Below are 21041 nucleotides of genomic sequence, written 5' to 3'. Positions count from 1 at the left end.
TGGCCACTAAGGACCACGACGACGTCGCGCGATCGATCGCCGACGCCACCCAGATGCCAAACAGGAGAAGAGATATGAAACCGGCCTCGGCTCGCCGTCAACCTCAGGATGAGGAACCGACCACCTCGGTTGTGATCGTCGGCAGCGGGTTCGCCGGTTTCGAGTGCGCGCGCCGACTGGTCCGGCGGCTGGTTAAGGCGCGCGCCTCTAATGTGAGGGTGACCATCGTTTCGCCGGTCGATTACCTGCAGTACACGCCATTGCTCGCGGATGTGGCCGGTGGGTTGGTCGACCCGCGGTTTGTCTGTGTTCCGCTGGCCGGGACCCTCAAGGGCGTGCGGGCGATACGTGGAGTGGTTGACAGCGTTGACTTCGATCGGCATCTGCTGTCGTTCACCGATCCGGAGGGTCGACCAGGGACGCTGTCATGGGATCGGCTGGTCTTGACACCGGGCTCGGTGACCCGGCTTTTCGATACACCCGGTCTGACCAAATACGCGCACGGCCTGAAGTCGACGGCCGAGGCGCTGTATCTTCGTGATCGTGTGATCGAGCAGTTGGAACTGGCTCAGGTCGACGAAAACGAGACACGCGCCGCCGCCCGCCGCACGATTGTCGTTGTCGGGGCGTCATATTCGGGTTCCGAATTGACGGCGCAGCTGCGCGCGCTCGCCGACGCAGCGGCGAAGCAGATGGGCTTCGATCGGGTCTCGGTGCGGTTTGTGCTGCTCGACTTGGCGGACCGGGTCATGCCCGAGCTAGGGCACAAGCTCGGCGACGCGGCGATGCGTGTGCTGCGCTCTCGCGGAGTCGACGTGCGGCTGGGCACGACCCTCAAGGAGGTCCACGCCGATCATGTTGTGCTCACCGATGATTCGCGGATCGACACTTACACCGTGGCGTGGGTGGCCGGCGTGACTCCGTCCCCGCTGATCGCCACGCTGGGATTGGAAACGGAACGGGGCCGCCTGAAGGTGCGGACCGACTTGCAGGTACCAGGTCATCCCGAGGTCTATGCCGCGGGCGACGCCGCCGCGGTCCCGGACCTGACCCAGCCGGGCAAGATCGCCCCGCCCACCGCCCAACACGCGAGTCGGCAAGGTAAGGCGTTGGCACGCAACGTCGCCGCAAGTCTCGGCTACGGCCAGCGGAAGAATTACCGCCACAGCGATCAGGGCCTGGTGGTCGACCTGGGTCCGCGCTACGCCGTCGCCAACCCGCTAGGCGTGCACCTATCGGGCTATACCGCAAAGTTTGTCGCCCGCGCCTACCACCTCTACGCGATTCCCCGGGCCGTCAACCGCTGGGCGGTCGCACTGGCCTACTTCACCGACGTCTTCTTCCCCCGCACCGTGTTGTCGATGGGGTTCAATCCGCGCACCCACGCCGAGTTCACGGTCGGCGAAGTCGTCCAACTACCGAAGGCCGCGGGCGCAGAATGATATTCGCCAACAAGTGTTGTGAACACCAATGACAATCGTCAACAAAGGCTTTCGTGGACGACGCGGCGAGTCGGCGCGTGAGCTCCCGCCCGGGCAGCATTTGACCGCGGACTTCCCTGTGCTGCAAGCGGGACCGACTCCGCGGATCGAACTTGATGACTGGGAATTCACCATTCGCGACGAGCGCGACGCTGAACACTCGTGGACCTGGGCCCAGCTCAAGCTGATGCCCAGCGAGCGACTAAGCGTGGACATTCACTGCGTTACGACATGGTCCAAGCTGGATACGGAATGGGAAGGCGTCTCCCTGGACACGCTCTTCCAATCGATCGACACCACCGCCGGATTCGCACTCGTCGGCTCCTACGGCGGGTACACTACCAACCTTCCGTTGGGCGACATTCTCGGTGGGAAGGCGTGGATCGTGTACGCCTACCAGGGCGCGCCGCTTAGCGCGGTGCACGGCGGCCCGGCACGGCTGCTGGTGCCACACCTGTACTTCTGGAAGTCCGCGAAGTGGGTGAGATCCATTGAGCTGCGCGACAACGACATACCGGGATTCTGGGAGGGGTTGGGCTACCACAACTACGGCGACCCATGGCAAGAACAACGCTACGCCGGGGATTGACGACGGCGATGGAGGTCCACGTAAGGCCGAAATTGCAGTGGCGGGTCGCGCGTGTGGTGAACTCCGAACCCGAGACCAACTCTGCGCAAACGATCGGGCTGACCGTGCCGGGCTGGGGCGGCCACTTGGCGGGGCAGCACATTGATCTCAAGCTGACCGCCGCAGACGGGTACACCGCGCAACGCAGCTATTCGCTGAGCAAACCACCCGACGGTGAGCGCATCGAGCTCACCGTGCAGCAGATCCCCGGCGGGGAAGTCTCGCCCTACCTCGCCGGGCTTGTTGCCGGGGACGAGGTCGAACTCCGAGGACCCATCGGAGGCTGGTTTTTCTGGCGGCCCGACGACGCGGCCCGGGTTCTGCTCGTCGGCGGCGGATCGGGAATCGTGCCGTTGATGGCCATGCTTCGACAGCGGGTAGTGGCGGGCAGCGCCAACTTTCGGTTGGTCTATTCGGTGCGCAGTCCCGGCGACGTGTACTACGCCCAAGAGCTGGGCCGGCTCGAGCGCGAATGCGGCTGGTTACAGGTCGCGCTGATCTACACCCGCGTTGCCGCCTCGCAGACCGCCCGGCCGCCCGGCCGGGTCCGTGCCGCTGACCTCGCATCGACCGACTGGGCGCCCGCCGACGCTGCGCGCGCCTACGTTTGCGGTCCAACAGGGTTCGTGGAGTCGGTCACCGCGAAGCTGATCGAGCAAGGGTATCCGCCCTCAGCGATCCGGACCGAGCGGTTCGGGGCGAGCAACCAACCCGGAAGCGAGGAGCGATGACCGAACCAACGCACGTCGACGGTAACGCGGCCGCGGGCGTCTTCGCAGAAGTGCTGGGATTCGATGTCACCACCGCGACGTTGACGTGCGGGAAATGCCGTTGCGCCAGGGCCTTTGCCGAATGTCACGTCTATCACCGCGGACCCGGCATCGTGGTGCGTTGTCCATGCTGCGGAGACGTCCTGGCCCGCCTGGTGCGAACGCCCAGTGAAGTGTGGCTCGACTTCCGCGGAGCCCAGTCTTGGCGTGTCCCGATCCCGGCACCTTGATGGAGTCCCTCGATGCACTTGCCCGCCGCGTGCGTACCCCCGACATCGTGGATGCGATGGGGCGACTGCATCGACATCGGTGTCATCTCCTCGACTTGGTGAGCCCACTCCCGGTCGTCGCATCTTCGGCCCCGGCGTGACCATTTCCAATTTTCCGGCGTGCCGGGCCGCTTTCCCGCTTGAGCGTTACAACCTCAAGAGGTTGTTCTAACACCCCAGCGAAGGCGGTGCCGACGGGCGCGCGATGGTTGTGGCGGGTGCACCGATGCGTCGTTGGGTGGTGCGACGAAGTCCTGAGCGCGTCGTGGGCATACGCCGGTCTCCACCCGGGTGAATTACCCAGCCGGATGAGGACACCTCACCCCACGCGCAGGGATAGTGGTCATTGGATCTGAGTTGTGGGCCCCGGACCGACCGTCCTGTTCGGACAAGCGGATCGATCGCGGACGGCCTAGCCCACCACAATTCGACGAGGAGAAGAGGCGAAGCATGGCTAAACTCGAGTTCTGCGACACCCCCGGGTACGGCGAGATAGCCCGTACCCGCAACCACTACCGCCAAGCTCTACGCATCGGCGATCGTATCGAGATCTCCGGCCAAGGAGGCTGGGACGCGGACTTCGCCATGTCGGCGACATCCCTGGAGGAGGAGATAGTCCGGGCGTGCGACAACGTCGAAAAGACCCTCGCTGAGGCCGGCGCCAGCTGGCGCGACGTCGTGAACGTCCACTCCTACCACGTCCCTACGGCCCCTGATTCCATTGGGACTGAACATATGGCGCTGATGGTGGACCAGTTCCGCAAGCGATTCGGCGAGACTATGCCGCTGTGGACCGCGCTGGGCGTCGAGGCGCTCGCATTGCCCGAGCAGCATGTCGAGATCGAGGTCGTGGCGATCGTGGAATCGGGCAGGAAGTAGACAACGGCACTCGGTCGCGAGGTCGGAGGCACGGGTGGACCGAATATTTCATGCCCTGATCGGTGACCCGCCCGGAGCGGTCGATGCGGCCGTCAAAGCCTCGGCGCTGTTTCTCACGGCTGCGATCCTGTTTCGTTTCATGGAACGCCGTACCCTCGCCGAATTCGCGCCGTTCGACTGGATCGCTGCGGTGGCGGCCGGAGCCATCGTCGGTCGGGCCGCAACCGCCAGCGATAGCTCCTGGCTAAACGCAACCTCGGCGCTCATCAGTCTTCTCGTCGCCCACGCCGTACTGGCGAGATTGCGCTTTATTCCGGCGATTCGACGTGTCATCGATCCGCCTCTCAAAGTGCTGATCCGCAATGGACACGTCGACCGACGCAACCTGCGTCGATGCGGACTGACCACCGCCGATCTCGAGGCTGTGCTACGACAGCACGGACACGAAAGCTCCGATCGTATTCACCTGGCGATCTTCGAAGCCAAGGGCGCAATCTCGATTCTGTTGACGGATGGGAAGGGGAAATCGGCCGGCTGAACCGCATATCGACGTCCGGTTTCACATCAAACGATCTATCGAAGCGCTTTTCGTTACAGCGCATTTCGCTGGCGATGCCGCGGACGATGGCATTTCAGCACAGATAGGAGGAGGGATCCGATGAGCACCGTGAGCAAAATGCTGGCGACCAACCCCGGAGGGCTTGGTCGTATCGACAGCGCCAAACTGATCAGATGTATAGAAGCCTGCAAAGAGTGCGCTCAGGCCTGCACGGCGTGCGCGGACTCCGACCTTAGCGAGGAGCGGGTCGCGCATCTCACGAAATGCATTCGCACAAACCTCGACTGCGCCGACATTTGCGTGACGACGAGCCGCGTAGTGTCTCGTCGTACGGCATACGATGCCAACGTCACCCGCGCGGTGCTGGAGGCATGCGCGGTTACCTGTAAGGCCTGCGGCGACGAATGTGATCTGCACTCGACGCATCATGAGCACTGCCGTGTCTGCGCCGACGTGTGCCGCCGCTGCGAAAAAGCGTGCCGCGAGCTTCTCGCTTCATTGGGGTGAACGGCCCTCGGGCTCAACGGATGTTGCGGAGTAGCGTCAGCATGCTCGCCAGCAAGGTCACGATCGCGGTCATCGCTTGGTTGGCGTGGCCGGTTGTGATCCGTTCGGTGGTGCTCGATGGGGCGGACCGGCCTTCGGCGTCCAAGGGGTCGGCGCGGCATGGGCGCGTCACTCGGTGTCGGCGTCATAGGTTGATGGCGTGTCCGATGAGCGAGTGGAAGCACTCCTGTAGTCCCTCGCCCAGCGTGGGATGGGTGTGCACGTTGCGGGCCAGCTCGGTGGCGGTCAGGTCCCAGAGCTGGGCTGCGGTGAGCTCGGGCAGAAGCTCGCTGACTTCGGCACCGACGAGGTGGGCTCCGAGTAGCTCGCCGTGCGCGGCGTCGGCGATGAGCTTGATGAAGCCGGCCCGTTCGCCGAGGCCGTGCGCCTTGGCGCTGGCCTGCATGGGGAACGTGGCGACGCGAATATCGCGGCCGGTGGCGCGGGCCTGGCCTTCGGTGTAACCGAAGCTGGCAACTTGGGGTTGGCAGAACGTCACGCGTGGCATCATGCGGTAGTCCAAGGGCATGGTCGGCGCGCCGGCGATGGTCTCGGCGGCGACGATGCCCTGGGCCGAAGCGACATGGGCCAGTTGCACTTTGGCGGTGACGTCGCCGATCGCGAAGATGTGGGGAGCCGAGGTGCGCATGTAGTCGTCGATGTCGATTGCCCCGCTCGTGGTGAGGTGCACGCCGACCCTGTCGAGGCCGAGGTTTTCGACGTTGGGGCAGAATCCGATGCAGATGAACGCGCGGGCGGCGTCGACTGAGGCGGTGTGGCCGCTGCCGTCGGTGTGGGTGACGGTGACGCGGTCGCCTTGGTCGATCACCGAGTCCACCCGGGTGTTGGTATGGATGGGGATGCCGCGGCGTCGGTACTGGCGGGTCAGTTCCTTGGAGACGTCGGTGTCTTCGTTGGGGAGTGCGCGGTGGGCGTACTCGAGAATTTGGACGCCGACGCCGTAGCTGTCGAGGATGTAGGCGAATTCCATGCCGATTCCGCCGGCGCCGATGATGATGATGGACTCGGGTATCGTCGCGTCGAGGATCTGCTGTTCGTAGGTAACGATATTCTCGCTCAGGGTGATCCCGGGCAGTGTCCGCACTCGTGAGCCAGTGGCGATGATGGCGTTGTCGAAGCGGAGGGTGCTGGTGCCGCCGTCACGCAGCTCGACGTCGAGTGTGTGGGCCCCGGTGAAGCGGCCGCGCCCGTCGAATTCGGTGATCTTGTTTTTGCGCATGAGGAAGTGCACGCCGCGCACCCGGGCGTCGGCGACTTCGCGGCTGCGTGACACGGCACGGGCGTAGTCGAGGTGGATGTCGCCGCGGATGCCGAACTCGTCTGCCTGGTGCTTCAGGATGGACGCGATTTCGGCGTTGCGTAGCAAGGCTTTTGACGGAACGCAGCCGGTGTTGAGGCAGACCCCGCCCCAGTAGCGTTCTTCGATGATGGCGACTGTCAAGCCGAGTTGGGCTGCCCGGATGCCAGCGACATATCCGCCCGAGCCGGCGCCGAGGACCACCAGGTCATATTTCAGGGGCGCTGGTGTACTCATCGCAGTGCTGTTCTGGGGTTCACCGGTTAGTGCCCCTTCTTGGTCGTCCGACATGCTTGCGGTTGGGCCGCGGTGTCCGTGCGAACCATCGGCGAGACACGGCTTGCCCGGGAGCCGCGGCCTGCGTGGAAAGCATCCGCAACTCTTTGTCGACCAGACTGTCGCCGAGCCGGGCGAGATGTCGTCGCCCTCGACAGCGATTCACCCGGGTGAGGACGACCGGCGGGCGCCGTCGTTCGGGCGTGCGCGCGTAGCTATTCTATGGCGGCACGCTTTCCAAGACCACCGCTACTGCTTGGCCCGACCCAATGCAGACCCCAATCACCCCGTAACGGGCGCCTCTTTCCGCCAATTCCGTCGCCAGCGTCAACAAGTAACGAGTTCCCGTGGCCCCAAAGGGATGTCCAATCGCTATCGCGCCGCCGTTGGGTGTCAGCTTGTCATCGGGCACCACAAAACCGTCCAACTGGTTTGGCAATTCCCGCAGCACGCCGAGCGCTTGGGCGCTGAACGCCTCATGCACCTCCCACACGTCGACCTGCTCGGGGACGAGCCCCGCCCGGCGGATCGCAGCCGGGATCGCCCACGCAGGGGCCACGCCCATGATGAGAGGGTCGATCCCGTAGACCGCGCTCGATACCACTCGGGCTAGAGGGTCGACGCCGAGTTCCCTGGCTCGTTCCCCGGAAGCGATGACTACGGCACTGGCGCCATCACTTAACGGCGAAGAGTTGGCAGGTCGCAGGCGCCCTTCATCGTCATACCCAGCAGGTCATCCGCCCGAAAACCTGACAGCGTGCCGCCGTATCGGGTAAACGGGGTTCGTACACCCCCCAGAACATAAGCCTCACTCATCGCCAGCCCTCTTCGAACGCACCGGGATTCGAACTATCTAGGTCGATGCCTCCGGCCGCACCCACCTAAATCGTCTCAAACAGCTGCAGGCGAATTACGGCAAGCATCATGCGCAGTTGCGGCTCATCCGGGTTGCCGGCGTAGCTGTTCAGCCAGCGGGTGAGCTTTGAGAGTATCGGTACCGGCAACGCCGTCGGATTTGACAGGAGCGTGGTGAGGATGCGCTTGATCACGAGATAACCTTCCCCGCAGCCTAACTCGACGAAGACGATCGTGCGCTCATCGCCGGTCAGACACGGCTCCACCGCATCGACCAGTGACCACGCCATATCTTCATCGGAGATGGTTGGCGAGTGGACCGCGGCCCGCGGTTGCGCCGGCGATCGACGGCCCGCGAAGTTCAACTTCGTCGACGGCGCAAGTCGCACCATGGCACGTTTCATATTGGCGACCATCTCTCTGGTTCGCGAGCATCTGTGGTGCTGGGATGCACGCCAGTGACCTGACGCCCTATCGCGACATTGGCGGCGGTACCGAGGACCTTTTCCGCCTCAAAGCCTGTACGCATGTCGTGGTTTCCTCCTCGTGCTCCCAAGCGTGGGTGCGCGTAGCGCTGGCCTAGGCACGCCCCCCAACGAGGCCATGAGCTTGGCGAGATCTGCTCCCTGATGAGGTTGCCCCTGTATGGGGTGAATCGTCATCACCCCAACGGCCTGTTCGCCCGGGTGATTAACGCGAGACGTTCTCGGACGGGACGATTTGTGATGGGCCCAGATGAGCTATTGGTCGGAACGGAGTCGACTCAGCGGCAGCGGCCTCGTGGCCACTGGTGATTCTGCGGTGAGGTGAACGTCGCCGAGATCGTGATGAAGCACCAAGGAGCGCTGGTTGAATCGGTCTTCGAGCTCAAACCGCACGGCGACCATGAGATCCATGCGGCGGCCGGCGATCTCGGTCGCACGGATCACCACCGCCGGATCACCGCTGAGCGTGTCCAACCGGATCGGGATCGTGACCATCTCATAACTGCGTCGCTTGTGGGCGGGGGAGTCCGCCAGAAGGATGTCGATGCAACACCTGGCGATCAGCAGGTCGATTTCCGCCAGCGCCTTCGCGGTGACCATGATCGATACCCTGCTGGGCAGACCCGCCCCCGTCGGAGCGGTTGTGATGAGTGCGGACGCGCCCGTCAACACAACGCCCTCAGCCATATCCGATCGGGACCTGCCCGCCAGCGGTCGCTGGTCTCGTATCGACGATCGCATCCGATGTCTTGGTCTGTGGAGTTGACGGTCGCGATGGCTCCTGCTATGTGTCAACGGGTTTCGGCTAGCGTCGCCTGCCGGCGGGTTGCGTCGATCGAGTCCGCAAGCAGCCACAGCGCCAAGCCGATGAGCGCAATGTCCTTCATCAAGAATTCGCCGTCGGCGGACAAAACGGGAAAGCCGCCAGCAGACGCCTCGCCTTCACCGGGAGTGGTGATCATGAAGCTCAGCGTGATAACGAAGAACAGTGAGGCGAATAGGCCGCCGACCACAGACGCCTTCGGGAACCACGGCTTGACGGCAAGCAATGCTGCTGTAATCAATTCTATTGATCCGTTCAACCGACCAAAGGCGTCGATGGACATGATTTCGTAGACCCAACTCAGCAACGGGCTATTGGCCACCCAATGTGAAATACCATGGGATTCATAGTAAGTGAACTTCATAGCCCCGAACCAGGCCAGGACTATCACCAGACCGTACCGTGCGATCAGGGGCGCGAGGCCAGTTGTTCGAAGCCTTCCTTGGCGATCAGCCAACATGGTGGTGGCCTCATCGTGTGACATGCGGTCTCCCGTCCTGGATGTGTCGTTTTCACCGCATGGCCGCTGCCGAACTCACTGCCTTGGTTGGCGGCGCAGTTGGTCGAGACGTTTTTCCAGGCGGTTATCAGTGACCACTATCTGTGCGCAGTGGCCGAACTGTCTTCATCCGCGCGCACAATTCACCCGGGTGAGACGCCGACGAGGAAACCTCCTGCGGCACAGATCCTCTTCGAGAGCACGGGTGCAGCTCGCCCAGGTGATCACTGAAGGCCGTTCTCAGACGAGATGATTCGCGGCCGGCCGGTCCAGTTTGGCGCGAGAAGGCGAATTACAGCAGGCCGAGTTCTCGCGCCCGGCTGACCGCCGCGCTGCGGTGCTCGACGCCGAGTTTGCGGTAGACGGCCCGCTGATGGGTCTTCACGGTATTGAGCGAGACGTATAGCCGCTCACCGATTTCGCGCCGCGATAACCGGGTGGCGAGCAGGCGAAGAACCTCAAGTTCCTTGGGGGTCAACCCGTCGACGACGACGCACCCCTCGGTCCGTGAAGTCACCGCGACGCCCGCATTGTGCTCGGCCGACGCGCGCAGTGACACGGCGGGGCCGGCCTCCGCGCTGCCGCGCACCAGGGTGTCGGCTTCTTCAAGGATGGCCTTGGCGCCCCGGTGGTCACCGAGTTGCGAGGAGATCTTCGCCCGGACCGACAGCGCCGTCGCCACCTCGAGGATCGCTCCGCCTTGGCGCGCCGACATGACGGCCATGTCGGCGGGCGCGACCGCTGCGGCTGCGTCGCCGCGCATACGAAGGACTTCAGCCGTGGCGAGCGACACCATCACGTCCACAAGGTGTTCCGCATCCTGGAGGCCGCGGGAACTGCCGGAAGCGCGACGGATCTGACGTTCGGCGTCTGCGAGCTGGCCGCGCTCCGCCGAAATCAGCGCCAGATAGCCCAACGCGTAGCTGCGCGCGCGACGATCACCCACCTTTTCGGCGAGGTCCACGGCCCGGCGGAAGGCGGCTTGCGCCTCTTGAGCGCCGCCCGACATGTACAGTGCGGAGCCATAAACGCAGTAGGCGATTGGTCGGCCCAGCGGCGTTTCGCCGAGATCGAGGGCGATCGCCCGGCGAGCCGCCTCGAGGGCCGCGGTGACGTCACCCGTCTTGAATGAGTGAACCGCGCGCAAGACGACGGCTTGAGCGCTGATCGCGCGACCGCCCGTCATGTCGGCCGTCGATCCGGTCTCGGCTGCCTCGATCCACGAGGCGGCGTCATCGAGCCGACCAACGCTTAGGGAAATCCAGGCGCGTGCCACGCTCAGCCGCGGATCCTGGCGAACCGTTTCCTCCGGAAGCAGATCAAGCATGCCGGTTACCGTCGACAGGCCGCCCCCGTTGAACTCGTCGACCCAGTCGGCGGCGATCAGATCGGCACTGCGCGCGATGTCACCACCGGCAACCAGGTGGCGCACCGCCTCGTCGACAAGGCCTTTGGCCTCGAACCAGGCCGCGGCTCGTCGATGCAGATCGGCGACGAGATCGGGCTCGGTGCGGCGCAATTCGGTGCGCAGCAACTCACCGAACAGGTGGTGATACCGGTACCAGTGACGCGACATGTCGAGCGGCACCACAAACAGGTTTTCGCGCTCGATCCTCTCCAGAACCGAGGCCGAGCCAGACGACTGCAGCACAGCGTCGCACAGCGCACCGTTGAGTCGTCCCAATACCGAGGTACGGAGCAAGAAGCTGCGCATTTGCGGTGGCTGACCGTCGAGCACCTCGGCCATCAAGTAGTCGACGATATGTCGGTTATCGCCTGCAAACGTCGCAATGAACGCCGACGCATCGGCACGCCCGGCAAGCGAGAGCGCGGCAAGGTAAAGGCCGGCGGCCCAGCCCTCGGTGCGCCGGTGCAAAAGCTCAACATCAGCCTGAGGCAGGTCGAGCCCGAGGACATTGTTGAGCAGATGGTCCGCTTCACCGGTCCCGAAACGTAAATCGTCGGTTCGCACCTCGGCAAGATCACCGCTGGCCCTCAGCCGAGCCAACGGCAGCAACGGATCCGATCGGCTAGCCAGCACGAGGTGGAGATTCGCCGGCATCCGGCTGATGACGAATGTCAGCTGCTCGTGAACCGTTCGATTCAGCACTAGGTGGTAGTCATCAAGAATGAGCACGATGGGGCGAGCGATCGTGTCCAGATCGTTCAGCAGAGTGGGCAGAACGACCTGCACGGGGTCGGCCCCCATCGCCAGGAGTTCGGCCGCTCGGATTCCCACCCCGGGACTGATCTGCTGCAGCGCGGCAACCACGTACATCCAAAACCACACCGGGTCGTTGTCGGAGGAATCAAGCGACAGCCAGCTGAACCGCTCGTCCTCAGCCGCACCGAGGGCCCACTGCGCCAGCAATGTCGTCTTCCCCCACCCCGCCGGCGCACTCAGCAGCGTCAACTTGCGGCGACGTCCCGCCGACAAAGCGTCGAGCAGGGCGGCCCGGTGAACGAGCTGGCTCCCGATGGCCGGAACATTCAGCTTGGTGGCGAGCAGGACTGCCCGCGCAGCTGCTTCACCAAAGCCGTTGTCGCTGCGGCCATCTGAGACGGTCATCGGCAAACTCCCAGCACTCCGCGAATCAACTGAGCCGACCGTCCGGACGCCATTTTGGGTGGGTGTCGGCCTCGCCGATTCTCTGTTCTTCCCTGCGGGATCGGGCGGGCTTGTTGTGTGTGGCGATCGCGGCGAACCTATTGAATCAGAGGCGTTGTCGGTGATTACCTCCGGTGCACGCCCGCTTGGGCTGGTGGACCAAGGAGCCGGCAACGGTACGAAACTTTGCTCGTGCGCCACGCTCACGCTGGGCCCCTTCACTGCGTTCCTCCACTCCTGCATCGATGTATCGGATTCACCGACTCATCACAACGCCCGGGGCAGGAAGGTGACGTCTCGACATGAGATCGACTTCTCGTGCTCATGGTCGTCGGGACACCAACACGTACCCACTGACACCGAAGACCACCGGCATCATCAACACCATTCCCAACAATGTGCTCATCATCGTTCTCTCGATCCCCCCATGTCGTCGCTCTCGGTTGCCAAATCCTGGCTGGCGCGGCGGCGGTCGCGACGATTTGGGCTCAATGACAACGTTCCCAGCGCGGGCGCCGCGGCACCATCGGCCAGCGGATGATCTTTAGGGCCGGTTCGGTGTATGCCTAGCGATCCTGATATTTGACGGGCTGGTCAATCCGAGGGGCGCATGAACTGCGCCAGTTGAGCGCGCGACGTGACGCCGAGTTTGGCAAAGGCGTTGTGTAGATGGGTTTTCACCGTGTGCGGGGATAGGTGCAGTTCCTGTGCGACGGTGCGGTTGGTCGCGCCGTCAGCGATCAGGTTGACGACTTTGAGTTCGGAATCGGTGAGGCTATCCCAGCCCGTTTTTGCCCGCGGGTGCGCGACGATGCGCCGTTCTACGCCCAACCGGCGCAGCGCGCGGCCGACGCGCCGGGCATCGGCTATCGCTTCGCAGGCGATGTAGGTATCGAATGCCGCGTTCAGCTGGTCGAGGGCCTCAGCGTTGCGCTGCGCGCGACTCAGTTCGGCCCCGGCGTCCTCGGCGGCGCTGGCGTAAAGAAGCGGCCGCGCCGACGAGCGAAGCGACTCCGCGGCAACCACTAAAGCCTGCGTGTCACGTTCGAGTATCCCGCGGGCATACCCGGCCACCGCTGAGAACAGCGGAACTGCCGGCCGCTCACGCTCGAGCACTTCGACTGCCTGCAAGACCCGAGCGCGCAGGCCGGCATCGCCGGCGGCCGAGGCCACTCGCGCACCCAACACCAACCGAATCAATGCGTGGGGGAAAAGCGGTGTCCCCAAAAGGATTACATCGCCGAGCCAGCGCATCGCGTCGTGAACGTCATCGCGCTGCCACGCCGCGCGCGTGAGCACATACGCTGATCCTCGCCGTATGCCAGGGGAGCCAGTGGAGTGGGCATCGCGGGCATCATTGGCCATCCGCTGCAACAAGTCCCGGTCGTCGGTATGCGCTGCCACCTCGGCGAGAACCACCGTGCGAAGTACGTCCTGCTCGGTCGCGCCGGTGGGCTGCGGTGGCGGCAGGGACTCCGTCGCGTCGCGAGCGGCCGAGAGCCGGCCTGCAGCGAGGTGGACCAGCCCACTGAAGACGGCCCAGCTGGCCAGGGCCATCTCGTTGCCCTCGCGGCTGGCCTGCTCGATGCCGTCGGCCACCTGGGCGGTCGCATCGTCCAACCGGCCGACCACCGCCAGCAGGTTCGCGTTGTACATTCCAGCGTAGGCATGGGCTAACGCCGTATCGTTCGTGTAGGCGAGCCGACAGAGCCCTTGGAAGCGGTCCAGTGCGCGGGCCGTGAACCCCTCACCCGCATCGAGCAAAGCTATGGTGACGTCGGCCATGATCTGGGCCTCGAGGTCGCCAGTCGCTGCCGCGGCCGCGGCAGCCTCGTCGGCGGCCGCGCGCCGTTTCCCGCCTTCGTCGAAGACGAGGTTGTACGCCAGCCACGCCTGCAACCGTGCCCTGGTGACGTCGCTGATGCCGCTCAACTCGAGCGCCCGGCGGTTCTCCTCCACCCGCCGCTGGTCGGTGTGCTTGGTCTGCACCGGCAGCCGGAGACGAATCTCGGCCTCGATTTCAGGCGACCCTGCCTCCGACAGCGCCACATCGGCCAATTCTTCGGCCTCGCGGTAGCGACTGGCCCGGTTGAGCCACCCCACCGTCTCGCCGACCAGGGATCCGCGCTCCGCGTCGTCGGCCGGTAACAGCTCCAACGCGCGCCTGGTCAGGTCCGCGGCCGCACTCGCGTCGCCGCGACCTACCGACTGCGCGGCTTGGCGCAGTGCGTTGATCGCCTCCCGGTCGCCGGGTTCGGCGCTGCGCGCCAGTTGGGTGGCCACCTCGGCCGGCGCCACGCCCATCCCCAGCATGACCGACGCGGACTGGCGCTCCATCGCCCGCCGCAACGACTGTGGCAACGCCTGCCGCGTCGCCTCACGCAGCAAGTCGTGCCGGAACCTCAACCGTTCACCGTCTTCGACGAAAAGATCCGCGCGCACCGCCTCCTCCAACGTTGACAGCAACGACGCCGGCGACCGTTCCAGCATCGCGGCCAACAGCTCCACCGAAAACCGGTCCGGCAGCACCGCGGCCACCCGCACCGCCTCCGACGCAGTATCGGAGAGCAGGTCCAGTCGCTGCTGGATGCCGACGGCCAGACGCCGCGGCAGCCCCTGTCCGGTAGCCACCGCCCGCCCGCCGCTGATGCTCAGTCGGTCCTCCTCGCCCAGCCCTCCGACCAGCTCGCTGACCAGAAACGGATTTCCGTGCGCCTTGGCGGCCAGATTCAGCAGCGACACATCGGCTTTGGCGCGCACGACGTCTTGGACCATGTCGGCGACCGCCTCCGGCGACATTGCGCGCAATCGCAAGACTGTGGCGTTCGCGCGTTGCAGCACCGACAAGGTCTCTTGAGCCGCGGGACCTCCGGCCCCGGTGCGGGCAGTCAAGACCCATAGCACCGCCGCATCCGGTCGCGCGGTGGCCAGCGACCGCAGCGCCAACAGCGTGGCGTTGTCGGCCCAGTGAATGTCCTCCAGCACGATCGCCAGCGGGGTTTGTGCCGCGGCCGTCTGAATCGCGTCGGCCAGGTCGTGCACAACCCAGTAGCGCAGATCGGCCGAACCGCCTAGCTGCCGCAGCGCCTGGGCGTCACCTACCGGCGGGTTCGCGTTGAGCGTGGCCATGAACAGCGAGAAAAACGGCACCGTCTGCTGGTACTCGAACGCCTCCCCGAACAAGGTGCGCACTTCACTCTTGTCGGCCAGCATCAACACCTCGGTCAGCAACCGACTCTTTCCGATGCCGGGCGGCCCTTCGATGACCAGCACGCCCCCGCCCCCCTGAGCGACCGCCGCGATCAGGGCGCCAATCAGTTTCAGCTCGTCTTCGCGTCCCCGAATCGGCGGAATGACCATTCGCTGACCGCCGACATCGGAAAGGCCAGCTGGAACCTCCATCGGGTGTCCTGTTCGCGCGTTACCGACTGCCACTGAAGTGGACGTAATTCTAGCCCGCCGCCGACAGCCATTCGATTTGCTGTCGATCAATCAGCGTCGCGGATGAGCTGCGCCAATTGGCCGCGTGACGTGATGCCGAGTTTGGCGAAGGCGTTGTGGAGGTGTGTTTTCACGGTGTTAGGGGAGAGGTGCAGTTGCTGGGCGACGGTGCGGTTGGTCGCGCCGTCGGCGATAAGGTTGATGACTTTGAGTTCGGAGTCGGTGAGGCTGTCCCAGCCCGTTTTTGCCCGCGGTTGGGCGACGATGCGCCGTTCAACGCCTAATCGTCGGAGTGCGCGGCCGACCCGGCGGGCATCGGCTATCGCTTGGCATTCGACGTAGGTGTCGAAAGCGGCGTTCAGCTGGTCGAGCGCCTCGTCGTTGCGCTGCCTGCGACCGAGCTCGGCACCGGCGTCCTCGGCGGCGCCGGCGTAGAGAAGCGGTCGCGCCGACGAGCGAAGCGACTGCGACGCAGCCACCAATGCCTGCGCGTCGCGGTCGAGTATCCCCCGAATATGTTGGGCGACTATGGAAAACAACGGCACCGTTGGCCGCTCGCGGTCGAGCACTTCAACGGCATCCAGGAGACGCGCCCGCAGGCCGGCATCACCGGCGGCTGACGCCACGCGCGCGGTCAAAGTCAGCTGATCCAAAACGGTTGGCAAGAACGGTGTCATGAGTAGCGGTATATCGTCGCCGAGCCAGCGAAGCGCTTCATGAGCGTCGTCGCGCTGCCACGCCGCCAGCCCCAGTGCGCACGCCGCCCCTCGACGTACCGCAGGCGAACCGTTCGAGTATGCGTCGCGTGCCTCACTCAGCATCTCAAGCAGCAACGTTCGGTCGTCGGTGCGCGCCGCTACCTCCGTCAGGGTGAACATCCGCATCGCGTTGACGAAGGTCGACCCCGGGCGTTCCGGCTTCGGCAACCCTTCGGTGGTGGCACGGGCAGCCAGCAGCCGGCCCGCAGTCACCTGCACGACTCCCGCCATCAAAGCCCAAATGTAAAGCGCCATCCCGTCCTGTTCTTTCTGGGATGTTGCTGTGCTGCTTGCGACCAGCGTCGCCGCATCTTGCGCGCGACCGACCACGGCAAGCAGGTTGGCAAGGTGGCATACGGCGAGGTTGTGAGTAGTCATGTCGCCTGCGGCGGTCAGGTCTTGAAGTTCGTTAACGCGCCCGAGACCCCGGCGGGCGTAGCCGTTTGCGCAGTCGAGGTACGCAAGTGCTATGCCGGACAGAACGCTTGCCTCGCGGTCGCCGGTTGTCGCCGCAGCGGCCGCCGCTTGATCAGCTACCGCGCTGTCGTGTCCACGCAGGCCGTACATGGCTAGGTTGTACGCCAGCCAGGCCTGATGTCTTGCCCGGGTGACTTCGCTGAGGTGGGGCAACTGAAGCGCCCGACGGTTCTCCTCAATGTGTCCAGCGGTCGTATCCGTGATGGCCGTCCGGAGCCGCAGCCGAATTTTGGCCTCTTCCTCAGGCGGCAGAGCGTTAGACATGTTGGTGCTGGCCAACCGTTGCGCTTCCCCGTAGCGGGTGGCCCGATTGAGCAGCACGATCGTTTCCGTCACAAGTGCCCCACGTACCGGGTCTTCGGCGGGCTGGAGTTCTAGGGCGCGCTTGCTCAAATCGGCCGCAACGTTCGGGTCGCTACTGGCCACCGTCTGTGCGGCTTGGCGCAGGGCCGCAATCGCTGCCTGGTCGCCCACCTCGGCGCTGCGGGCAAGCTGGGTTGCGACCTCCTCGGGTGCCGCTCCCATGTCGAGCATTACGGTTGCCGATTGCCGCTCCATAGCCCGGCGCAGCGACTGGGTTAAAGATTGCCGCGTCGCTTCCCGCAGCAAGTCGTGTCGGAACCTCAGTTGATCACCGTCTTCGATGAACAAGTCGGCACGGACAGCCTCTTCTACCGCCGATATCAGCGCAGTGGGGCGGCGTTCCAGCATGGCGGCGAGCACCCCGGCCGAGAACCGGTCGGGAAGCATGGCGGCTACCTGCACGACTTGGCTCGCAGTGTCGGAGAGCTGATGGAGCCGTTGCTGCATGGTGTCACTGAGCCGTCGCGGCAACGAGTCTCCGGTAGTGACGGCGCGGCCGCCGCTGATTTTCAGCCGGCCGTCCTCGTCCAGTCCCCGCAGCATCTCCGTCAGTAGGAAGGGGTTGCCGTGTGCCTTCTCAGCCAGACTCAGCAGCGACGCATCGGCGTCGGCTCGCACGGAATCTCGCACAATGTCTGCGACCGCACTCGCCGCTACGGCAGTCAACCCCAGAAATTTCGCGTCCTCACGTTCCAGGGCGGTCAACGTCTCGCGGGCGGCCGGTCCGCCGGCGCCGGTCCGTGCGGTGAGCACCCACAGCACCGGGGCAGAGGGCCGCGTAGCGGCGAGCGACCGCAGCGCCAGCAGGGTGGCGTTGTCGGCCCAGTGGATGTCCTCGATGAGGATCGCCAGCGGCGTTCTGGACGCGGCCGCGTGGATGGCGGCTTGCAGGTCGCGCACCACCCAGTAGCTGAGATCGGCCGACGTGCCCAGGCGACGCAACGCCTCGACATCACCGACAGGGGGATCCGCCCGCAGGGTCGCCATGAAGAGCGAGAAAAACGGCACCGTCTGCTGGTACTCGAAGGCCTCACCGAATAGCGTCCGAACACCCGCCTTCTCGGCCAGCGCCAAGACCTCGGTCAGCAGTCTGCTCTTCCCGATGCCCGGCGGCCCCTCGATGACAAGTACGCCCCCGCGCCCCTGAGCGACCGCTGCGACCAGCGCGCCGATCTCCTTCAACTCGTCCGCCCGCCCCCGAATCGGCGGTATGCGGACCTTCCCCGATGGCCTTGCGGTGCTCACGCGAACCGGCTCCCCCCGACGTGAAGTAGGCGGGCGGAAGGTCTCCCAGTCGTGTGGCCCACAGATTCTCGCAACCGCTAGCGCTGGTAGTTAGTGTAAGCGACTAGCCGGCACACCGATCGGGCCGTACATGTCCACACCGACGCTGTGCACCCAACGACTCCGACACCGTGCGAATCAGCGCGGCGAATGGCGAGGGCCCCGGGTGCGCGCTCCGTGCGGCCCAGTTGTCCTCACCCGGGTGATTGACGCGGTGGGGTGAAGACACCTCACCCGGCAGACGCTGAAGCTTGACTTTCACAGGACGCGCGGCCATGGCCGATTGTGCCAATGCCAAACGCGCAGCACGCCCTAGTAGTAGGTGATTCGGGAAGGGACTGAGCCATGTGCGCCGAGTCAGACGGCAAGAACATCGGATTGGGCGGCGGGCCCGGCTCCGCGACCTACACCTCGCCATGAGGCGAATCCTGCGGTTCGCGGGCGTGTTCCTGACATCGTGGGGGATCGGGCTACTGGTCGCGGCGTGGGTTGTTCCCGGAGTCGTGGTGTCGATACCGGGTTTCGTCGTCGGAGTGCTGGCGTTCGCCGTAATGCAAGGGAGCCTCTCCTCTTCGCTGATGAAGTTGCCACGCGAGTACGCGACACTGCTGCTTGGAGGCGCCGGCTTGGCAGTGACGGTCGTCGCGTTGACCCTCGCGTCGCTATTGACGCACGGAGTCACCATCGATGGCGCGCCATCCTGGCTGGCGACGACGGTGGTGGTGTGGCTCGTGACAACCATTGGGGCGATAACGCTGCCCGAGCTGCTCAACCGGGCCGGGGCAGACTCGACCTGACCATCGCGCGCACGCACGCCCCGGCGGTCCGCATAGAGGTCGTGCATTTCGTGCGGGTCCGCCGTGGAGGGATTGTTGGTCACCGGCGAGACGACGAAGGGAGTGATGATGGGGGACACGCATGATGATCCGACGGATCACTGCCGCACCACACAACCCCACGCGGGTATCGCCGTGAAGGACAACTTGTTCTGGCCAGGCTTGGTCCTGCTGGTCGTAGCCGTGTGCGGGCTGATCAGCTCGGCAGCAGAAGCCGCGTATGGGCGTTACGAATGGCTCTGCACCTCGTTGCTCGTCGCCATTCTCGCCACGGTCGCCGCAACGCTGTGGCTCACGATAGAGCTTCGTCGCGTCACGCGCATCGATTCACAGTGGGACGCTGCGCACACAGGTAGTCGGGGGCGTCCGCCCATCCGCTGATCACCACTTGCGAGGGAGCATCCCGTCGGCATTGGCGTCGGGGGTCGTCCACAACAGCGGCCTCGACGTCGTTGTATCGCGTTGCGCTACAGCACAAATCGGCTTGTCCTTAATCTCTTGGGCCAACCAGTTCGCGTGCAGTCGTATACGAGCAGCGCTCGTCGAATCGCCCGGGTGAATTGGCTTGCCGGGTGATGACCACTTATCCCGGGTCGATAAATGCTGGCATGACAGATCGCGAGCGCGACGGTACACGTGGGATCGGCCATGTATGTACCGGGCCTGCCTCGGCCGCGTCAGCGGGCGGCGAGTCGCGATGACGGTGGACGCGCTGGCTGTGTTGATCGCCGCGGAACGCCATCGCCACGGATTGGAGAAGACCAGATGAAGCGACGCCCATCCCATCAATCGCCTGCCGAATACGGCTCCGGCGCCGGCCGGACATCACGGCTGCTGCAACGAATCTGGGACGCCGTCGCCCCAGCCCGGCGGTGGGCGTACCGGAATGGGGATGTCGCGGTGGACCCCGCCTTCGGCATCGAGCACCAGCTCATCTCGCTGCGGCCTATCTGTACTGCCCCGGGGGCTATCGAGCGACGAAACATGCGGCGCGCCCGCGGTGGTGGTCGCCGAGATACACGCTGTCGACGGATGCAACCAGATGGGGTTAAACCCGGACGGCGACCTCGTTGAGGTGCTTTGTCAGGCCTGCCTTGAAACGGTCCGATGGGCCATGGCGACCTATGTGGACGACAAACGCGAGATGGCGTCTCGACGAGGCGCCAGTCCGGTGTGTGCCACCTGCGGGCGTCCCGCTGGATACCTGCGCGGCATCCTCGCCGTGCGCCCGATCGGGGCGGAGTGGCTGGCGTTGTGAATCGCCTACGCAACGCCTGCCTGTTCGTAGCTGTGGTCTCCGGTGACTACGCGGTTCTCATGTTGATCGATGGTCAGCAGGTCGATTTCGGTGTTACTGCCGTGAGCTGTGCGGGAGGCGCGGCCACAGCCTGGCTGATCGCCCGTGCTGACAAACGGCGCCGCCGAGCGGTCGCGCCGCGACGCGCGGCCGTCTGGCCGCACCGTGACTAGCAGTCCAGGAGCGGCGCCAAGAGGCAATGCCCGTCATGCCGAGGTACGCGCAAACAACGCTGCGGCTCGACCAGATTCGTTGACCGGCACGGCGTTCTCTAATGTCTAACGTGCCGGAATCTGCTCCGGCGAAGCGCATTTCGGGCTCCGCCGTCGGAAGCCGGTCACCGACGCGCGCGCCCGTTCCCGATCGCTACCAATCCGGCCACTGACGCCTCTGCGCTCACCCGGGTGAATTAGCCCGCTGGGTGATGACGACTCACCCCGTGTCCGTGAATCCTTAGTTAGGAGCTGACGAGTGGAGGCTTAAGTGCAGTCGACGATGTATCGGATCTGCATTCGAGGCCGCCTGACGGAGCGGCTCGGGTCAGCATTAGACGGGATGCGCCTCGAGGCCAATGCGAACGAAAGCGTGT

Annotated in this window: 18 protein-coding genes; 10 read left to right on the top strand and 8 right to left on the bottom strand. The window is 64.8% G+C overall.

Going from position 1 to position 21041, the window contains the following annotated elements; all coding sequences use genetic code 11:
• The first annotated feature begins 74 nt into the window (after positions 1-74).
• The 7 genes from BRW65_RS06735 to BRW65_RS06700 all read left to right on the top strand — a co-directional run bounded on the left by BRW65_RS06735 (position 75) and on the right by BRW65_RS06700 (position 5093).
• A complete protein-coding gene (locus tag BRW65_RS06735; protein WP_073872581.1) occupies positions 75-1442 on the top strand; it encodes an NAD(P)/FAD-dependent oxidoreductase in 1368 nt (455 codons plus the stop codon).
• 28 nt (positions 1443-1470) lie between these two features.
• Positions 1471-2070 (top strand): sulfite oxidase-like oxidoreductase, encoded by a 600-nt coding sequence (locus tag BRW65_RS06730; protein WP_073872579.1) that lies wholly within the window; start codon positions 1471-1473, stop codon positions 2068-2070.
• Positions 2071-2078: 8 nt separating this feature from the next.
• A complete protein-coding gene (locus BRW65_RS06725; protein ID WP_073872577.1) occupies positions 2079-2840 on the top strand; it encodes a ferredoxin reductase in 762 nt (253 codons plus the stop codon).
• On the top strand, positions 2837-3109 hold the full coding sequence (locus BRW65_RS32165; RefSeq protein WP_073872575.1) for a DUF6510 family protein: 273 nt from the start codon (positions 2837-2839) through the stop codon (positions 3107-3109). The genes BRW65_RS06725 and BRW65_RS32165 overlap by 4 nt, the downstream gene beginning before the upstream one ends.
• Before the next feature lie 489 nt (positions 3110-3598).
• Positions 3599-4027, top strand: a complete 429-nt coding sequence (locus BRW65_RS06710; protein ID WP_073872573.1) for a Rid family hydrolase — start codon at positions 3599-3601, stop codon at positions 4025-4027.
• Positions 4028-4061: 34 nt separating this feature from the next.
• A complete protein-coding gene (locus BRW65_RS06705; RefSeq protein WP_073872571.1) occupies positions 4062-4565 on the top strand; it encodes a DUF421 domain-containing protein in 504 nt (167 codons plus the stop codon).
• Between the two features lie 120 nt (positions 4566-4685).
• Entirely contained in the window at positions 4686-5093 is a 408-nt protein-coding gene (locus BRW65_RS06700) for a four-helix bundle copper-binding protein (RefSeq protein WP_073872569.1), read from the top strand.
• A 184-nt stretch (positions 5094-5277) separates the two neighbouring features.
• Here the strand turns inward: BRW65_RS06700 and lpdA are convergent, their stop codons facing one another.
• The 8 genes from lpdA to BRW65_RS06660 all read right to left on the bottom strand — a co-directional run bounded on the left by lpdA (position 5278) and on the right by BRW65_RS06660 (position 18280).
• Entirely contained in the window at positions 5278-6687 is a 1410-nt protein-coding gene (gene lpdA / locus BRW65_RS06695; protein ID WP_073872567.1) for a dihydrolipoyl dehydrogenase, read from the bottom strand.
• 259 nt (positions 6688-6946) lie between these two features.
• On the bottom strand, positions 6947-7381 hold the full coding sequence (locus tag BRW65_RS06690; protein WP_279627649.1) for a hypothetical protein: 435 nt from the start codon (positions 7379-7381) through the stop codon (positions 6947-6949).
• Between the two features lie 226 nt (positions 7382-7607).
• Positions 7608-7985 (bottom strand): tryptophanase, encoded by a 378-nt coding sequence (locus BRW65_RS06685; protein WP_244168008.1) that lies wholly within the window; start codon positions 7983-7985, stop codon positions 7608-7610.
• Between the two features lie 336 nt (positions 7986-8321).
• Complete coding sequence (locus BRW65_RS06680) at positions 8322-8666, bottom strand: hypothetical protein (protein ID WP_073872563.1); 345 nt, start codon at positions 8664-8666, stop codon at positions 8322-8324.
• A 191-nt stretch (positions 8667-8857) separates the two neighbouring features.
• The gene (locus BRW65_RS06675; RefSeq protein WP_073872561.1) at positions 8858-9373 is read right to left on the bottom strand and encodes a YkgB family protein; all 516 of its coding nucleotides are present in this window, start codon (positions 9371-9373) and stop codon (positions 8858-8860) included.
• Between the two features lie 307 nt (positions 9374-9680).
• Positions 9681-11957 (bottom strand): LuxR C-terminal-related transcriptional regulator, encoded by a 2277-nt coding sequence (locus BRW65_RS06670; protein WP_073872559.1) that lies wholly within the window; start codon positions 11955-11957, stop codon positions 9681-9683.
• A 633-nt stretch (positions 11958-12590) separates the two neighbouring features.
• Positions 12591-15398 carry a helix-turn-helix transcriptional regulator gene (locus BRW65_RS06665; RefSeq protein ID WP_073872557.1) on the bottom strand — a complete coding sequence of 936 codons (2808 nt, stop codon included), beginning with the start codon at positions 15396-15398 and terminating at the stop codon, positions 12591-12593.
• A gap of 86 nt (positions 15399-15484) precedes the next feature.
• Positions 15485-18280 (bottom strand): helix-turn-helix transcriptional regulator, encoded by a 2796-nt coding sequence (locus tag BRW65_RS06660; protein ID WP_073872555.1) that lies wholly within the window; start codon positions 18278-18280, stop codon positions 15485-15487.
• A 455-nt stretch (positions 18281-18735) separates the two neighbouring features.
• Between BRW65_RS06660 and BRW65_RS06655 the strand changes: the two genes are divergently transcribed.
• From BRW65_RS06655 to BRW65_RS32160, 3 genes are all read left to right on the top strand, one after another.
• Positions 18736-19116: a hypothetical protein gene (locus BRW65_RS06655; protein WP_073872553.1), complete on the top strand. Its 381-nt coding sequence runs from the start codon at positions 18736-18738 to the stop codon at positions 19114-19116.
• Between the two features lie 75 nt (positions 19117-19191).
• Positions 19192-19536 carry a protein UsfY gene (gene usfY, locus BRW65_RS06650; RefSeq protein WP_244168007.1) on the top strand — a complete coding sequence of 115 codons (345 nt, stop codon included), beginning with the start codon at positions 19192-19194 and terminating at the stop codon, positions 19534-19536.
• A 661-nt stretch (positions 19537-20197) separates the two neighbouring features.
• Positions 20198-20413 (top strand): hypothetical protein, encoded by a 216-nt coding sequence (locus BRW65_RS32160; RefSeq protein WP_244168006.1) that lies wholly within the window; start codon positions 20198-20200, stop codon positions 20411-20413.
• Positions 20414-21041 lie beyond the last annotated feature (628 nt).

The organism is Mycobacterium paraffinicum (assembly GCF_001907675.1).
Taxonomy (GTDB): domain Bacteria; phylum Actinomycetota; class Actinomycetes; order Mycobacteriales; family Mycobacteriaceae; genus Mycobacterium; species Mycobacterium paraffinicum_A.
Note: the sequence above shows the minus strand (reverse complement) of the source record. Positions and strands in the feature narration are given on the sequence as shown.

Excerpts from the sequence above, each read along its gene's own strand:
- BRW65_RS06655 (WP_073872553.1), top strand. The coding sequence starts at position 18,736 with ATGAGGCGAATCCTGCGGTTCGCGGGCGTGTTCCTGACATCGTGGGGG.
- lpdA (WP_073872567.1), bottom strand. The coding sequence starts at position 6,687 with ATGAGTACACCAGCGCCCCTGAAATATGACCTGGTGGTCCTCGGCGCC.
- BRW65_RS06710 (WP_073872573.1), top strand. The coding sequence starts at position 3,599 with ATGGCTAAACTCGAGTTCTGCGACACCCCCGGGTACGGCGAGATAGCC.
- BRW65_RS06685 (WP_244168008.1), bottom strand. The coding sequence starts at position 7,985 with ATGAAACGTGCCATGGTGCGACTTGCGCCGTCGACGAAGTTGAACTTC.
- BRW65_RS06675 (WP_073872561.1), bottom strand. The coding sequence starts at position 9,373 with ATGTCACACGATGAGGCCACCACCATGTTGGCTGATCGCCAAGGAAGG.
- BRW65_RS06665 (WP_073872557.1), bottom strand. The coding sequence starts at position 15,398 with ATGGAGGTTCCAGCTGGCCTTTCCGATGTCGGCGGTCAGCGAATGGTC.
- BRW65_RS06730 (WP_073872579.1), top strand. The coding sequence starts at position 1,471 with ATGACAATCGTCAACAAAGGCTTTCGTGGACGACGCGGCGAGTCGGCG.
- BRW65_RS32165 (WP_073872575.1), top strand. The coding sequence starts at position 2,837 with ATGACCGAACCAACGCACGTCGACGGTAACGCGGCCGCGGGCGTCTTC.
- BRW65_RS06670 (WP_073872559.1), bottom strand. The coding sequence starts at position 11,957 with ATGACCGTCTCAGATGGCCGCAGCGACAACGGCTTTGGTGAAGCAGCT.
- BRW65_RS32160 (WP_244168006.1), top strand. The coding sequence starts at position 20,198 with ATGGGGTTAAACCCGGACGGCGACCTCGTTGAGGTGCTTTGTCAGGCC.
- BRW65_RS06700 (WP_073872569.1), top strand. The coding sequence starts at position 4,686 with ATGAGCACCGTGAGCAAAATGCTGGCGACCAACCCCGGAGGGCTTGGT.
- BRW65_RS06735 (WP_073872581.1), top strand. The coding sequence starts at position 75 with ATGAAACCGGCCTCGGCTCGCCGTCAACCTCAGGATGAGGAACCGACC.
- BRW65_RS06725 (WP_073872577.1), top strand. The coding sequence starts at position 2,079 with ATGGAGGTCCACGTAAGGCCGAAATTGCAGTGGCGGGTCGCGCGTGTG.
- BRW65_RS06680 (WP_073872563.1), bottom strand. The coding sequence starts at position 8,666 with ATGGTCACCGCGAAGGCGCTGGCGGAAATCGACCTGCTGATCGCCAGG.